The organism is Vibrio sp. nBUS_14 (assembly GCF_051201655.1).
Taxonomy (GTDB): Bacteria; Pseudomonadota; Gammaproteobacteria; order Enterobacterales; family Vibrionaceae; genus Vibrio.
In genome coordinates, this window is record NZ_CP179206.1 from 2,054,693 (window position 1) to 2,071,111 (window position 16,419).

At 44.8% G+C, this 16,419-nt stretch carries 10 protein-coding genes and 3 pseudogenes; 7 read left to right on the forward strand and 6 right to left on the reverse strand.

Translation table 11 applies throughout. The features are described 5' to 3' along the window. Window positions 1-4 precede the first annotated feature (4 nt). The 5 genes and pseudogenes from ACMAZD_RS09675 to ACMAZD_RS09695 form a co-directional block, all read right to left on the reverse strand. Window positions 5-889, reverse strand: a complete 885-nt coding sequence (locus ACMAZD_RS09675) for a PA4780 family RIO1-like protein kinase (protein WP_435249359.1) — start codon at window positions 887-889, stop codon at window positions 5-7. 89 nt (window positions 890-978) lie between these two features. After that, complete coding sequence (locus ACMAZD_RS09680) at window positions 979-1,122, reverse strand: DUF2256 domain-containing protein (protein WP_435247068.1); 144 nt, start codon at window positions 1,120-1,122, stop codon at window positions 979-981. 230 nt (window positions 1,123-1,352) lie between these two features. After that, on the reverse strand, window positions 1,353-5,075 hold the full coding sequence (locus tag ACMAZD_RS09685; RefSeq protein ID WP_435247069.1) for an AAA family ATPase: 3,723 nt from the start codon (window positions 5,073-5,075) through the stop codon (window positions 1,353-1,355). Window positions 5,076-5,080: 5 nt separating this feature from the next. Further along, window positions 5,081-6,367 (reverse strand): exonuclease subunit SbcD, encoded by a 1,287-nt coding sequence (sbcD, locus tag ACMAZD_RS09690; RefSeq protein ID WP_435247070.1) that lies wholly within the window; start codon window positions 6,365-6,367, stop codon window positions 5,081-5,083. Window positions 6,368-6,600: 233 nt separating this feature from the next. Further along, a pseudogene (locus ACMAZD_RS09695) lies at window positions 6,601-7,083 on the reverse strand (outer membrane protein); the annotation flags it as partial. Here ACMAZD_RS09695 and ACMAZD_RS09700 point away from each other — a divergent pair. Continuing rightward, window positions 7,080-7,388: pseudogene (locus tag ACMAZD_RS09700) on the forward strand (sphingomyelin phosphodiesterase); the annotation flags it as partial. The pseudogenes ACMAZD_RS09695 and ACMAZD_RS09700 sit on opposite strands and share 4 nt — an antisense overlap. 378 nt (window positions 7,389-7,766) lie before the next feature. Continuing rightward, window positions 7,767-9,485 carry a S8 family peptidase gene (locus tag ACMAZD_RS09705; protein ID WP_435247071.1) on the forward strand — a complete coding sequence of 573 codons (1,719 nt, stop codon included), beginning with the start codon at window positions 7,767-7,769 and terminating at the stop codon, window positions 9,483-9,485. Window positions 9,486-9,659: 174 nt separating this feature from the next. Here ACMAZD_RS09705 and ACMAZD_RS09710 read toward each other — a convergent pair whose 3' ends face one another. Further along, on the reverse strand, window positions 9,660-10,118 hold the full coding sequence (locus tag ACMAZD_RS09710; RefSeq protein ID WP_435247072.1) for a GNAT family N-acetyltransferase: 459 nt from the start codon (window positions 10,116-10,118) through the stop codon (window positions 9,660-9,662). A 320-nt stretch (window positions 10,119-10,438) separates the two neighbouring features. Here ACMAZD_RS09710 and ACMAZD_RS09715 point away from each other — a divergent pair, with 320 nt between their 5' ends. The 5 genes and pseudogenes from ACMAZD_RS09715 to ACMAZD_RS09735 all read left to right on the forward strand — a co-directional run bounded on the left by ACMAZD_RS09715 (window position 10,439) and on the right by ACMAZD_RS09735 (window position 16,180). After that, the gene (locus ACMAZD_RS09715) at window positions 10,439-11,632 is read left to right on the forward strand and encodes an IS91 family transposase (protein ID WP_435247073.1); all 1,194 of its coding nucleotides are present in this window, start codon (window positions 10,439-10,441) and stop codon (window positions 11,630-11,632) included. A gap of 345 nt (window positions 11,633-11,977) precedes the next feature. Next, window positions 11,978-12,948, forward strand: a pseudogene (locus ACMAZD_RS09720) (tripartite tricarboxylate transporter substrate binding protein). Between the two features lie 248 nt (window positions 12,949-13,196). Beyond that, a complete protein-coding gene (locus tag ACMAZD_RS09725) occupies window positions 13,197-13,697 on the forward strand; it encodes a tripartite tricarboxylate transporter TctB family protein (protein WP_435247074.1) in 501 nt (166 codons plus the stop codon). Between the two features lie 10 nt (window positions 13,698-13,707). After that, the gene (locus ACMAZD_RS09730) at window positions 13,708-15,228 is read left to right on the forward strand and encodes a tripartite tricarboxylate transporter permease (protein WP_435247075.1); all 1,521 of its coding nucleotides are present in this window, start codon (window positions 13,708-13,710) and stop codon (window positions 15,226-15,228) included. Window positions 15,229-15,421: 193 nt separating this feature from the next. Beyond that, window positions 15,422-16,180, forward strand: coding sequence for a sulfite exporter TauE/SafE family protein (locus ACMAZD_RS09735; RefSeq protein WP_435247076.1), 759 nt, complete (start codon window positions 15,422-15,424; stop codon window positions 16,178-16,180). Window positions 16,181-16,419: the final 239 nt, after the last annotated feature.

Genomic DNA, 16,419 nt, shown 5'->3' on the forward strand with positions numbered 1-16,419 from the left:
ACGACTACTCAGCCCAGTTGAACTTGCTCTCGTCGACACCTTCTTTTTCTTCCTTTACGCGCTCACGTCGGCTTTGCTCTTCAGCACGGGCTGCGTCAATCTCTTGCATGATGGCATCAATATCTGCCAATGCGTCACTTTCGGTAAACTCACCCGTAAGTTTGCTATCCGGCTTCAAATCACCTTTCTCAGACAGTGCCCACATTTCTTTAGCATACTCAGTGGTCGCCAGTTCAGGGGCAAACTGAGCGTAATAGTCACGGATGTTATTAACATCACGAGTCAGCATCCACTCAGCATTGTTATTCGCAGATGCATCGACTGCTTGAGGTAAATCGATAATCACAGGGCCATATTCATCAACCAATACATTGAATTCAGATAAATCGCCATGAATTAAACCAACGCAAAGCATCTTAACAACATAAGTCATCATCACCGCATGATCTTCAATAGCTTGTTCAGGCGGCATCACCACATCGTTCAATCTTGGCGCGACATAGCCTTCGTCATCAGTGACCAACTCCACCAGCAGTACGCCATCAAAGCAGCCATACGGAACAGGCACGCGAACGCCTGCTTCTGCCAGCTTATACAAGGCATCCACTTCTGCGCTTTGCCATACTTTTTCTTGTTGCTCGCGACCGAAACCAGAGCCTTTTTCCATTGCTCTAGCGCGGCGGCTATTGCGGACCTTTCGACCTTCGCGATATGCCGTTGCTTTTTTAAAACTACGTTGGCTTATTTCCTTGTACACCTTGGCACAACGGATCGTATCACCACAGCGTACTATATACACCGACGCTTCTTTGCCACTCATTAGTTGGCTTTTCACCTCGTCGACTAAACCATCGTCAACTAAGGGCTGTATTCTTTTAGGTATCTTCATGTCGCCTTTATACATGAGTTACCTGGCAGATAAAATATTAACTCGTTAAATCAGTGGTTATTCTCAATAGATTCTTAAATGAAGGGAGATTATGTGGGTTTTGTCTTGTGGCGACGACAACGTTCAGAGCAATAAATCACCTCTTCCCAACAATGTTGCCATTTTTTACGCCATGAGAATGATTTGAGGCAAACGGGACATGTCTTGGTGGGTAGATGTCGTTTCTTATGCATGGACGCTTCCTTGCCGATGAGTTAATTAACCTATTCGTTGAAGAGAGATTCCCTATTACGTTCGTTCCTGACTTTAGGGAGTTACGGTGGTGTGATTGATAACAGCCCCCGACTCCGTCATCCTCGAGAAGGAGGAACGACTGAGTCTGGGATCTGCTTTACCAACCGGATTCAGCTTTATCTGAACTGGCTGTGCTCAAATTCGACTATGTCCGGACCGCTTAATCCAATTAAGCAACGACTTTGTACTGCTTCTCCATCTCGCTCACGCCAAGGCCAGAATGCTTGGTCACTTTAAGTTGCACAGGCACACGCTCTTTCAGTGCTTCGACGTGGCTGATGACGCCAATCATCTTGCCTGATGCATTCAGGTTATCGAGCGCGTTAAGTGCTATGTCCAATGTATCGCTGTCTAAAGTGCCAAAACCTTCATCCAAGAACAGTGAATCAATACTGGTTTTGTGGCTCACAAGATCAGATAACGCGAGTGCCAACGCCAAACTCACCAAGAAGCTTTCACCACCGGATAATGTTTTGGTATCGCGCATCACATCGCCCTGCCACGTATCCAACACCTGCAGTTCTAACCCGTCATCGGCTTTACGTTTTAGCTCGTAACGACCATGTAGACGTTGCAATTGCTTGTTGGCCAAGTACACCAAGTTCTCTAGCGTTAACCCTTGAGCAAACTTACGGAACTTGTCGCCATTTCTAGAGCCAATCAACGAATTAAGACGTGAGATGTCGTCAAACTCAAGTTGTTGCACTTCGATCTGTTTGAACAAGTCTTGTTGATTGCTGCGGTTCTGGCGATCTGTTTCCAAGTTCGCAGAAATTGCACCTATTTTCGTCGCATGACTTTGCTGTGCATTGGAGCAGTCAGTCACGGCTTGTTCCACTTCTTGTAGTGGAAGTTGTTGCCAAGCTTTTGCTTTATCATGACCTTTCAATTCAACTAAATTCGCTTTGGCTGAATTCAAACGAGCTTGAGCACTAACCATCGCCACTTCCAGCGTTTTCTTGAGACTTTGCAGTTGCACTGTCACGGCTTCATCCAACAGTGCCGACTCAAACTCATCTTCGGTAGCAAATGGACTTGTCGTTAATGCTTGTGTCCAAAGCGACGTCACTTCAGTCAAAGCAGTCTGTTTCGCCGTTAGATCGTCACTGTAAGATGTGTGTTTCGTCAGCTCGGTTCGGTGGTCGAGTTCACAACGATTAAACTCCGTTTGAGCCGCATCGTATGCACTGACGGCATCCATCACTTTTTGTTTCATAGTGTTGGTTACGCTTTGAATGTCTTGTGTACCAAGTAGTTGCGTTCTCGATGCGGTAACAACCGCCAGCTCTTTCGACAGTGACTCAGCCTCTTGATTCGCAACCGTGATGTCTTTTGCTAATGTTTCTAACTTGTCATCAAGTGCTTTCAACTCAGCATATTGGCTGATCAACTGCTTATCTAACTCGTCATGCTGCTGTTTTGTGGTGAGCCACGTATTAGAAGCTTCAAGCTTTTGAGCAAACCAAGCATCGATATGCGCTAACTCAGGCGCTTCAATCGATGTTTGAATAATGCCTTCTCTAAGCCCTTGCCATTCAGACTCTTTCGCTTGCGCACATTTAGCGGCTTGATCAATCAATGTGTTCGTTTGTGTAGAAAGATCTGCGAGTCGTTGTTCTGCGAGTTCAAGATTAGATAGAGCCTTCTCGACAATCATTGCGGTTGCTGCGTGCTGCTTCTCTGCGTCAAGGTAGGCATTTTTTGCATCAGCCATATTGCGCAGGAGTACGATCGTGTTGTTAAGCTGCTGCTCACAAGCATCAATGAACGACTGCACAACATCACTATTACCTAACCCTTCGACATTTGGCAGATAGATATTGAGTGGGCAATTCTGAGCCAATAAAGTTGCATTACTTTGCTCTAGCTTGGCAACAAGATTTGTCCAATTCACTTTGGCTTGTTCGAGGTCTGCTTGAGCACGCTGAATTTCATCGTTGAGTCCATTGATGATAGGAACCAGTGAATCCAATTGTTGACGGTGCTCAGTGCCTTCTTTCTGAATAACGGCTAACTCTTGCTCTTCTCGCTCTTTTTGTGCAACAAGATCAGCGATATCCTGAGATTGCTCAATAGTATGCTCGGTTGAACCGCACAGTGGGCATTCTGAATCTGGCTTCAACGCCGCGCGATACTTCGCTAATTCACCCTCTTGGTCAATTAGGCGTGTTAAACGCTCTAACGCTATCTTATTGTTCTGATAACGCTCCACCAGCACTTCACGCTCTTTTGTGAGCTTTTCACTACGTTGAGTATTGGTTTGCAATTCGACAGATTTAGACGTTATACGCTGAGTCGCCTGAACAAAGCCGCGATTAATATCCACCAACGTATTGGTATTACGGCTCCAGTGCTCAAGCACCTCTTTTTGTGCATTAAGGGTATGTTCATTGGCTTGTTGCTGCAAAGCGTCCCATCGCTGTTTAGCTTGGTTCTCTGCTGAGACTAGATCTGTGAGTGCTTTGTCTTGAGCCAATTTAGAGTCTTTAGCTGCTTGTAACGCTGCTTGCTGATTGGCCAGCGTGCGCTGTGAAGCTTGAACGCTATTAAAAAGTTCCGTGTGTTGACGTTCCAGATTTCGAACCTGAGTCACATTGATTTGCCATTGACCCAAATACTTTTCAAGCAGGCTATCAGCTTGGTTAGCCACTAAATATTGTGCTGCGATCTTTTCTTGCTGCTTAATGGATTCGACCGTTTGATTCAAAGAGACTTGTAGCTGACTTTTTTCAACCTGTTGTTGGTTAAGCGTATGTACCGCTTTAGAACCCGCTACTTGTTTGTCTTTCAGCATCGAAATTTGGTTATCTAACGGGCGAACTTGTTCAATGATCTTCTCTTGATCTTGCTGCTCTTGTTTAGCGACCTCAACCGACTTAATGTGGTTATTGACACTCTGTTTTGCCGAGTTTTTTTCTGTATCTCGCTCAGCTAAACGCTTAGTACTACTTTCAAGGTTCGCTTGAGTCGTCACAACTTCTTGGCCACAACGCTTTAAATCTTTATGAAGCGGACGCAGTTTTTCAGCAGGCTCGCTATTCGCTAAACGATCTAACGATGGTTGATTTTCAACAAGGCTGCCTTGCGCCGTTTTTAAGTCATGATTGCTTGCCACAATAACCTGTTCGGCTTTACCGACATCTTTCCACCAGCCTAAATGCGTGTTCCACTCAGTCAGTTGTTCGGCCAAACGTTTCTGTTCTGATTCTAAATGGCCATGTTCTTTGGTCAGCTCTTGAATCTGCTCTTCAGAAAGTAAGCTCACACCCTCAGCTTTGGCTTTAAGGTGGTTGAGTGATTCTTCGCTCGACTTGAAGTGATCGTAAATACGCTCTGAAATCAGACTATAAACTTCGGTACCCGTAAGCTCTTCCAATAACTCGGCACGGTCGTTTGCGTTAGCATTCAAGAAAGCGGCAAACTCACCTTGCGACAACATGATAGATTTAGTGAATCGTGAAAAGTCTAAACCGGTCACGGTCTCAACCATCTTAATTTTCTTAGTGAGCTGAGTTTCTAATACATCATCACTATCAGCATCCGCAAATTCACAGGTTGGTGTCTGTAGTGCACCATCATGTTTTCCGCGAGCTCTTTTATGATGAAAATTAGAACGGTAAGTTTTACCCTTCACTTCAAATTCAATCTCTGCGAAACACTCACCTGTGCCACGCGTCATTAGCTCATTGGTGCCTTTAGCGATACTTTTCAAACGCGGTGTTCGGTGGAACAGTGCCAAACAAATTGCATCAAGAATCGTTGTCTTACCCGCCCCCGTTGGGCCAGTGATCGCAAACAGGCCATTTTCTGCAAACGGTGACTGAGTAAAATCGATCTTCCAACGACCTTTCAAAGAGTTCAGGTTTTCAAATTCTAGGCTTAAAATCTTCATACTCGTTACTCACCTGTCCCTTTGGGCGCTTCTATTGCTTCTTGACTATCTGAACCGTAGCTCTTAGGGCCGTAAGAGACTTCTTCCATCACTTGCTTGAATTTCACGGTCATTCGCTCTAACCGTGCTTTTTCAGAATTCGTTTCAAACTCTTCTAAAGCAATACGCTTTTCAAACACATCCATTGGAGTTAACTCTGATAAAGTTTCAGCAGACTCTTGCTCTAACCCTTGATTACGTCGTTCTCTAGCCCTTCTTAATTGAAGTACCTCGACATTCAAGCCTTCCGTTAGCGCTCGCATGCGTTCTTGCAAATCAGACAAGTAATCCTGAGCTTGAACTTCTATCGACAGCCACACGCTTTGCCCTTCTTCCACACCAATGTATTGGTTTAACTGCGATTCGATTTCGTTCAAATCGCCTTTAATTTCAGCTAGGGGTTGGAATGTTGGGACAGCCAGCTGTGAAATGGTGCGTTCGCCTTCCACAAACTCAACCACACAGACCTGCTTTTGAGATTTAAGCTCATCAAAACTGAGCGGAATGGGTGAACCGCAATAACGAATGTATTCACGTTTTGCTACTACTTGTGGGCGGTGGATATGACCAAGGGCAATATAGTCCGCATTAGGGAAACCATCAGCGGCAAAACCATCGAGATTACCGACGTAGATATCACGTACAGAATCAGACTGCTTAACGCCCATTGCGGTTAAATGACCCGTTGCGATGATTGGCATATAGTCGCCGTTTTCAAACGTTGCTCGCTTTGCAACAGCGGCATCATAGACACTTTGATAATGCTGTTTAATCGCGTCACCTAATTGTTTTTGACGCTCAACACCAGTAACGCCGGCTTGGCTGGTCAATACATCGCGAGGGCGAATAAACGGAATCGCACACACCAGCGCTTCTACATCGCCAGTTTTACCTTTGAGTTCGACAACCTGACTCACGTATTCTTCATTGGTATTGGGGATCACGTCGGCACCCATGTGCTTCAGTAATTGCTGAGTTTCTTTAAGCACAGACACGGAATCATGATTGCCGCCCAATAACACCAATTGGCAGCCGATCTTATTCGAGTCAACGACAAACTGGTTATACATCTCACGAGCATAACTTGGTGGCGTACTGGTATCAAAAATATCGCCAGCAACAATTATCGCGTCGATGTAGTGCTCAGTAACTTGCCCAAGTAACCATTGTAAGAACCGTTCGTGCTCATTCTTTCGGCTTTTATTGTAGAAGTTTTGGCCAAGGTGCCAATCGGACGTGTGAAGAATCTTCATTGTTGCTCACTGGAAGTCGGTAATAGCTTTAATTTACCAAAATACCTATCAACTACCAAACGGGTTAGCGTTATTTCCCTTTTATAAGCTTGTGAAAACCAACTAATTTCAGGCTTTATGTCAATCCCGTTCAGAGCCTGACCAATCGTTATTTTTGACATAACAAAACCGCTTGAGGTTAGAGCGGTTTCAGGTATCTACGACTTTAGCTGTAAGCTATTTGATCGAAGGCATTAAAAATTGTACGAAGCACCCTGTGTTACTTTGCTGAACGCAACATCGCGACTCGCTAATCTATTACCTCAGTTATCGAAGAACTCGATATTTACCGCATCCGCTTGCGAGATCAGACGTAACGTTAGATTCTCAACTGGTGTGTATTCAACACCGAAATGAAAACCGGCACCAGAATCATAATCAATATAGCTCGAACCCTTTGAGTTAAGGTCAACATAGCTCAGACCAGCTGTTACGAACGGACGAATTGAATTATCGAAAGTGTAACCTACGTTTGCTGCAACAGAAAAAGACGTAGGTGAAAGTACCTTAGTACTAAACGCTTCGTAGTCAGCATAATCCGTGTAACCGAGCTCAATGCCTACAATACGGTTGAACTGGTAACCACCATAAAGGCTGTATCCCATGCTTTCTGCGTCTAAATTGCCACCGCCATCCGTGTCTGAATCTTGATATACGCCAAGGCTAGCACCCAAATAGCGACTTCGTGGAATACCTTCTAATGCTAGCTACGTTGGATGTTGATCCTCCAGAGTTCAGAGGCTACACCAATGCAACCTTTGACCCGACGATTAACCCGTATGCCGCTTAAAAGTATTCAGGTGGTGCTGATGTAGAGTATCTGGATTACGTTTTTGTTAGCAGAATGCATAGACGAGCAACAAGTAATACTAATACGGTCAAGCTTCATCAAAGGTTGAGCTCTGACACTTGGGGAAGTTGGCACCTTTCAGACCATTTTGCCGTCAACGGAAACTTTGAATTTAGCTCTCACGACGACTAAGCTCCTTAATCTTGGCTCTTTCAAAAGCATTTCTATGCTGAGTGAGAGCCAAAGCCACTCCCTACAACTAACAAACTAACAAACTAATCAGTTGATTTTAAAGGTCTTTAATTCTAAATCTTAATTTTATAAATGTTACTTTTATTAATAGAATTTAACTCAAACTTTGAGACTTTAAAATCGATCACAGTGAGATCTTCCTACCATTTCATTGATCAAATGAATGATACAAGTCTGATTGCATATTACCTTTTGATTGCTTTTTGAGCGGGCATTTCCCTCTCACAGAACTGACTACGTGCTTTCATAAAGCTTCGCTAAGGAGTCAGTTCTAGTCGCACAACTATTTAGTCGCACAATGATAAGGATGCAACACACATGAATCACGGACAAAGACTCACCACGCTTGCTTTGGCTATTATGGCTTCGGCTCAGGTATCAGCTTCGACTCTGAATGAAAGTAGCCCAGAGCCACAACCCGCCAACTCACCTTTCATCCAAGATGTAAAAGGGACAATTGTTGAGGATTACTCGCGAGAAACTATTCAACCTTCATTTTTCTCGATGAGAATGATGAGTAACGCCGATGAACAGCGCGGTGATTGGTTTAACTTAACGGCAAGCTACACAAGAATTCAGGGTGTGGGTTCTGATGTGGTATACGACTACTTGATGCCCCCTCTTCAGCCACAACCTGTCATCGTTGCCGTTCTTGATTCGGGTGTCGACGTTGAACACGAAGACCTAAAGAACAAACTTTGGACCAATGAAGACGAAATCCCAGACAACGGAATTGACGATGATGGCAATGGTTACATTGATGATGTCCACGGTTGGAACTTTCTGGGTAACTCATTAGGTATTAATGTTGATCAAGATACATTAGAGGTTACTAGAGAATACAAAAAGTACCTCGAGTTAAAAGAGAACGGACATTGGATTCCGCGTAAGAAGCGCAAGTACTATCAAGGTGTTGAATCCGATTACTTGTCGTCTCTAAAAGATGACCAAGATGCGTTGAATCGTGTAACGACAGCAACTGAGCAAGCCAATGAGTTCAAAGAACAGATTCTTCAATTCGTCGATCAAAAAGACTTTTCTACTAACGGTTTAAAAACACTATTAGATAGCGAGAACGCTAGCGTTGTGACCGCTGCTGAAGGGCTTTTAAGTGTATTTGATTCATGGTATTCCTTTGAGTATCTGGAATCTCGTCGCAGTCGCTACCAAGACTCTTTAGATTTCCACCTTAACCTAGAGCTCGATACGCGTGGCGATATTGTTTGGGATGACATTTCCAACCCTTGGGAAAAAGGCTACGGCAACAACGATGTAAAAGGCCCGGTCGGTTCACACGGTACACACGTCGCTGGAATCATCGCAGCTGAACGCGGCAACTTTATTGGTATTGATGGTGTGGCGGATCATGCTCAGATCATGGCGGTACGTATGGTGCCAAATGGCGATGAGCGAGATAAAGACATTGCTAACGCAGTGCGCTACGCTGTCGATAATGGTGCTAAGATCATTAACATGAGCTTCGGCAAAAGCTACTCGCCACGTAAATACGTCGTCGACCACGCATTCCGCTATGCAGCGCGGAAAGGTGTGCTAATTGTTCACTCTGCGGGGAACAGCCGCAACGATAACGACATCAAACCAAGCTTTCCAAACCGCTACGCGAAGCACTACCGTTCAAAGCCTATTTCAACATGGTTAGATGTGGGTGCATCAGCGAAATACGCCGACGAAACCTTAGTCGCAAGCTTCAGTAACTTCGGTCAGAAATCGGTTGATGTGTTCGCACCCGGGTACCGCATTTTATCAACCACGCCTGGTAACACGTATAGTTCAAAAAGTGGCACAAGTATGGCTGCGCCAGTTGTTTCCGGTGTCGCGGCTTTGGTCTGGTCACGCTACCCTGATTTGTCAGTCAAAGAGCTCAAAGCGATGTTAATGGGCGATTCAAAAGTCTACCCTGAACTACTTGTTAAAAAGCCATCGAGCCCTGAAGATTTGGTTCCGTTCAGCACACTTTCTATCTCAGGAAGCGTTGTGGATGCAGAAGCAATTTTCGCAGAGCTAGAAACTCGCTAACGCTTTAGTCATTGGTCCTTGGCCGGATAATCGTCATTCCCTAAAGCGAGGGACGAGCGTTATAGGGAATCTATCTTTGCGGTTAGAGACTCCCTATAACGCTCGTCCCTCGGTTCTGGAATGAAGCTGGGGAATCTCGCTTTCATCTTTTTGACTATTAACTTTAAGCTTGTACTAGCGTAATTCGATACTCATGAACTGACTGTAAGGGTCTAACTCATAATCGGCAAACGGTTCGCAATAACCAAAGCCAAACTTCTCGTATAAGTTACGAGCCGGTTTGAAGTAATCTTCTGAACCGGTCTCTAAGCTAATTTTTCGATATTGGCGAGCGCTGGCTGTATTTAAAACATGTTGTAAAAGTTGACTAGCGACACCAGAGTTGCGAGCAAACTGAGTGGTTCTCATTGATTTAAGCTCAGCATGTTGAGTATCCAGCTCTTTAATCGCAACACATCCAAGTAACTGGCTGTCTTTCCAGGCACTGAAAAACGTTATCTCTGGCGACTTGAGTCCATCAAGATCAAGTGCATGCACACTTTCTGGTGGTGATGTTGCGTACATGTCAGCTAAGTGCTCTTCAAGTAACCCAATCACCTCTCCACCCGACAAGTCATCAATTTTTATTTCCATAACTCTTTAATTATCCTTAATAAATTTTTAATCCATTTTTGATACAGTAAAATTACGCTATCCTCGAAAAATCATGAATATCATACTTTATATATATAGTCTCGCGACGTTTGTCATGCTGCGGGTTACAAGACCTGGTCATGTCCAGTAACCAAACCCGTTAGCCCACCGATAGTGAAAGCTCGTGTCGCGACCCATATTTCTTGCTCCTCGCCGTGAACTTTAGAACCGGCGACGGTGTCGCCTGAGCGGCCTACGGCCGAAAACAAAGAGACTCAACCGACTAGGGTGCTTTACATGGATCGTTTATCCTATAGGTCATGCATCCGAATAAGCCCATCAAACAACTCTTCAATGCCAACGATACTTGGCTGAACTACCTCAATAAGTACCGAGAAACCCTCCGAACCGTCGTCATTGAAAACGTCACCAAGATGCTCGCTTGCAGTACCGCTGCTTTTGGCTCTAAAGAGTATCGATGCACTCATGCTGACTGCACCCATCACAAATACATTCACCAGACGTGTAAATCTCGCTTTTGCAGCAGTTGTGGCATAAAAGCCACAGAGCGGTGGATACGAAAGCAACAACATGTCTTTCCTGAGTGTGAGTATCAACACGTTACGTTGACGCTACCACACACGTTGTGGCCCATCTTTCGGGATAATCGTTTTCTTCTCAATCATCTCTTTAGCTGCGCAGCCAAAATCTTCTTAGGATGGGCAAAGCAACTCGATATCGATATTGGCGTGTTCTGTGCACTTCATACCTACGGCAGAAAGCTGAATTGGAATGTGCACATCCATTTGTCTGTCACCCGTGGGGGTTTATGTAAGAAGACTGGTCTATGGAAGCCGATTTTCTTTAAAGCTAAGACCACTGAGAAGTGTTGGCGCGGTGCCATCACTCAACTTCTCAGCTCCAATTACTCAGAGTTAGACTTGAGTGGAGAGGACTGCCCTTTCATTCGTAATGAGCAAGATTGGTCCCGATTTTTAACCAGCCAATATTGCCGACGATGGAAACTGCACTTTGCTAAGAAAACGGCCAATGTGACCCCCACCATGACCTACATGGGTCGATACCTAAAGCGGCCACCGATATCGGCGTCTAGGTTACGACATGATTTCCAAGGAGGATTAGTGACATTTGATTATCTTAATCATAGGAATGGTCAGACGGAATCCCTCATTTTGAGTCCAGAAGCTCTGATAGAACGCATGATTGAGCATATTCCAGATAAGCACTTCAAAATGATTCGATACTTCGGTTTTCTATCAAACCGACGTCGTGGTGAGATGCTCCCTAAGGTCTACGGTGCCTTGGGTGTCGCACCTAAAGACGCACCTGAAATGCCCGGTTACGCAGCTATGCTGAAAGGGTATGTGAAGGTTGATCCGTTTGAGTGCATTCTTTGTGGGCACCGTTTAACGTTTCTTCGCTTTAGGGCTGGGGAGCCGCTGTCAGAGCTGGTCCACCATGCTCTGGTTCAAGCCCAAATCAGGTCAATTTAGGCGTTTCACAGGATGGGTGTATCTGAAATAGCGAAAACAGCATGAAAGTGTTCAACAAACATCCGTGTTTAGATTGTAGAGCAGAAGTTAGGTCTGTCCGGGACTCATTCTGACGTGAGTTATGCCGCGATTGTTCAGGTCAGGAAACATTGAGATTCCTTACCTTGAACTTTATTTACCCAATGTTCTTTATCCTCAATATCGCCGCATTAAAGACAACTCGTTAACACACCGTTAACTTTAACTTCATCTGCTAAGCAACACCCTACTCGTGTGTTTAGCAGATGAATATAAAACATAAGTTTCTCTCCATTGAAGAGATCCCATACATAAGGAACGTGAACCATGTTCAAGGCACTGAAACCTACTCTTGCGGCTTCTATCATCGCAGCAACCTTTTCTTTTAACACTTTTGCTGCTGACGTAGAGAAAATCCACTTCCTAATCCCTGGCGGCGCTGGTGGCGGTTGGGATATGACAGCTCGTGGTACGGGTGATGTATTAGTGAAATCCGACATCGTAGAAAATGTCTCTTTCCAAAACTTGTCTGGTGGCGGCGGCGGTAAAGCAATTGCTCACCTAATCGAGACAGCTCAACGTCAAGAAGACACACTAATGGTGAACTGACACCTATCGTTGTACGCTCGTTAACCGGTATATTCCCACAGTCCTTCCGCGACTTAACTCCTGTTGCAGCAACCATTGCCGATTACGGTGCAATCGTCGCGTCTGCAGATTCTAAGTACAACACTTGGGAAGACGTAGTAAAAGAATTCGAAAGCAACCCACGTAAAGTGAAAATTGCTGGCGGATCTGCTCGTGGCAGCATGGATCACCTTGTTGTTGCAGCAGCGTTCAAAGGCGAAGGTTTTGACGCTAAAAAAGTGCGTTACATTGCCTACGATGCTGGTGGAAAAGCGATGGCGGCACTGCTTTCTGGTGAAACCCAACTGCTTTCAACAGGCCTTGGTGAAGTGTTAGAGATGTCGAAATCTGGCCAAGTAAAAGTATTAGCAGTCACAGCACCAAAACGTCTTGATACTGCTCCAAATATTCCAACACTAACGGAATACGGAAATGAAACTGTATTTGCCAACTGGCGTGGTTTCTTCGCTGCACCAGGCACTAGCCAAGCAAAAATCGACGAGTGGAATGAAGCTCTGGGCAAAATGTACAAGACCGATGAATGGCAAGTCGTTCGTGACCGTAACGGTTGGATTGACAACTACAAAGCAGACAAAGATTTTTACGCGTTCCTAGAAGACCAAGAAAAACAAATGGGCGACCTAATGCGTGAGCTTGGTTTCCTGAAATAACCAATAATGGCAGAGGGTATCCGTACCCTCTCACTCTTTCCTTGTTTTGCCGTACATGATTTAACTTCAAACTCCTTTGTTTATTCGTAGACGTATTACTAACGCTTGCCGATTCGTTGTAAACGCAAGTGGCTTACTAAACCCAAGCACCGTAATCCGTTTACCTTTGGTTAGTGATCCCAGACATTTCATTGACTCGCTCATGTACGGTTTTTTACTTTTCTATACCACCCCAAATGGAGTTGGACATGTCGGACTTACCAACCAAATTTCTGAGTAAGGAATCTCTGCTTTCTAAAGATCGCCTCAGTGCAATGATCTTTATGTTGGCGTGTTTGTGCTATGGCTACCAAACCACACTGATTCCTTTATTCCCCGGTGACGAGTATGAACCGTACACCGCAAGAACATTGCCTACCCTGCTGACCTTCATTGGCATCGGGCTATCGTTGATCCTACTCGTCACAGGGCAACCCGATCAGAAAATCAAATGTGACACCACACCTTTGAACTGGAAACTCCTTATTGGCTTTTTAGTATTAATGGCTTTGTACGGTGTTGGACTGACTTATCTTGGCTTCGTTTTAGCGACCAGCTTCTTCTTACTTGCAGGCTTCTACCTACTGGGTGAACGCCGTAAAGCGGTTTTATTTGGGGCGTCGTTTCCTTTCGTTATCGCGTTCTTTCTTCTTTTAACTCAAGGCTTAAATATCTACCTAGAGCCTGGTTTAATCTTCACTCTTTGGTAGGGGTAACATTATGTTAGATGGAATTTTACAAGGACTTTCGACCGCTGTGATGCCAATGAACATCATGATGGTAATCGTGGGCTGTTTCGTGGGTACCTTTATCGGGATGCTACCGGGGCTCGGTCCAATTTCAGCAATCGCACTGATGATCCCTATAACTTACGGCCTTGACCCTTCTTCAGGTCTTATTTTGATGGCGGGTGTGTATTACGGCGCGGTATTTGGTGGATCAACATCATCAATCTTAATCAATGCTCCGGGTTGCTCTTCTACAGTGGTAACAGCATTCGACGGCTACCCAATGGCGCAAAAAGGCCAAGCTGGTAAAGCCCTTGCCCTCGCAGCCTACTCTTCTTTTACTGGTGGTACACTTTCTGCAATTATGTTGTTGATCGCAGCACCAGCTCTAGCAAGCGTGTCACTGAGCTTCCAGTCTTCTGACTACTTTGCACTGATGTTACTAGGTTTATCAGCAGTAGCGGCGTTTGCAGGCCCTGGTCAGGTAATCAAGGCTTGGATGATGACTATCCTTGGTCTAATGCTTTCAACAGTGGGTATCGACAAAGGTGTCGGTGTAGAACGTTTCACATTTGGTCTAACGGATCTTATGGATGGATTCAGCTTCCTACTTCTTGCTATGGCAACCTTCGCTTTAGGTGAGACTTTGATGGGAATTTTGAAACCAGAGAAAGACACCAGCGGCGAAGAAAGCCAAAAGATGGCCGATATTGGCAGTATGAAAGTGACCAAAGAAGAGTTCAAAGAAGTCGCGCCTGTTTCGATTCGTTCTTCAATTCTTGGCTTTTTTACTGGCGTGCTTCCGGGTGCTGGCGCAACCATTGCCGCTTTCTTAAGTTACGGTATGGAGCGCAGCCTTGCACCAAAAAACAAACAGAAAGAATTTGGTAAAGGCAGTATTCGTGGTCTTGTTGCACCTGAATCAGCAAACAATGCCGCATCAAGTGGTTCATTCGTTCCACTACTGACGCTTGGTATTCCGGGGTCTGGTACTACAGCAATCATGTTAGGTGCATTGATTGCTTACGGTATCCAACCTGGTCCTCGCCTGTTCGTTGAGCATCCAGATGTATTTTGGTCGGTAATTATCTCTATGTACTTCGGTAACATTGTACTGGTTATCTTAAACCTACCGTTGATCCCATATATCGCTAAACTGCTTGCTGTACCAAGAACGGTACTCCTGCCAATGATTATCTTCTTCTCAATCACTGGCGTGTATTTGGTGTCTTTCAACACGATGGATGTGTTTGTAATGCTCATTGTGGCGATGGCAGCGATAGCGTTAAGGCTGGCCAATTTCCCACTCGCACCGTTACTGCTTGGCTTCATATTAGGTGGTTTGATGGAAGAGAACTTGAGACGTGCACTGATGATCAGTGATGGTGAACTCAGCTTCCTTTGGGAACGCCCGATCACCATGACATTCACTATCTTAGCGGTATTGGTTCTCTCTAGTCCGATTCTTGTTAAGCTGTTCAAGAGCTTTAGAGCAAAACCTGTTGAAGTTTAGGCTCAGAACATCACTTATTTAAACTAAACAGAAGGAGCCTCAGGCTCCTTTTTTCGTATCCGTTATTTCAAAAAAACACAGATCTAAGATGGTAGTAAACTCACAATCCGACACCTGGAAAACACATATCCCTGATATTAATAACAAAATCAAGTAAGGTGATTCATCATTTAACGCATTGGATTCTAAAACTATGGATTGGTTGATTCTATTCTTGTCAGGTGTGATTGGCGGTGTACTTAACTCTATTGCTGGTGGAGGCAGCTTCATCACCTTCCCTGCTCTATTGTTTGCTGGCGTGCCTCCGATTGCGGCCAACGCGACCAATACCTTTGCATCATGTGCTGGCTACATCAGTGGCGCCTATGCACTGCGCCATGAAATTCGATCTGGCACCAAACAACTCAAACTCGTTGTCGGGCTATGTGTAATAGGTGGCGGCATTGGTGCATTTTTACTACTACACACACCAGAAGCGCTATTTACTCAATCCGTTCCTTGGTTGTTGCTGTTCGCCGCTCTGCTTTTTACCTTTGGTGGCACACTCAACAAATGGCTGAAACAAGCAACTGCGAAACATAAGCACGCCACCAGCGCAGGCACGTTCTTTTCAGCCGTATTACTGTTGATCGTGTGTGTTTATGGTGGTTATTTTAATGCAGGCTTAGGCATTGTAACATTGAGTTACTTGGCACTGGCAGGGTATACCAATATCAACGTGATGAATGGCATCAAATTGTTGGTATCGGCATGCGCATCACTTGCAGCAATCGTGTTCTTTGTTGTGAATGGTTCGATTGATTGGTCGTCAGGCATGGCCGTTTTATTTGGGACATTGGTCGGTGGTTACTATTCGGCAAAAGTCTCGCGCCGCATTCCTCAACAATATGTTCGTACCACAGTGACCATTGCTAGCTTTTTGATCACCGCTTACTTTTTCTATACCAACTAGGTTTTATGCGAAATAGATTCTAGGCCAACTAGCTTTTATTCGAACTACTTCTAGCAGTAATCACGGTTTCCTTTAGCAGAACACAACGTAAAGCGTTAAACGTTAAACGTTGAAAGGTATCAAAGAAATCTCAAACACCCCACTGGCTATTTTATTAACTATAAAATTGCCAAACCAAAATGTGTGAGACGAGCCGTTTAATTAGCAAATTTGATAACAATTTAGACTGTTTTTAGCCT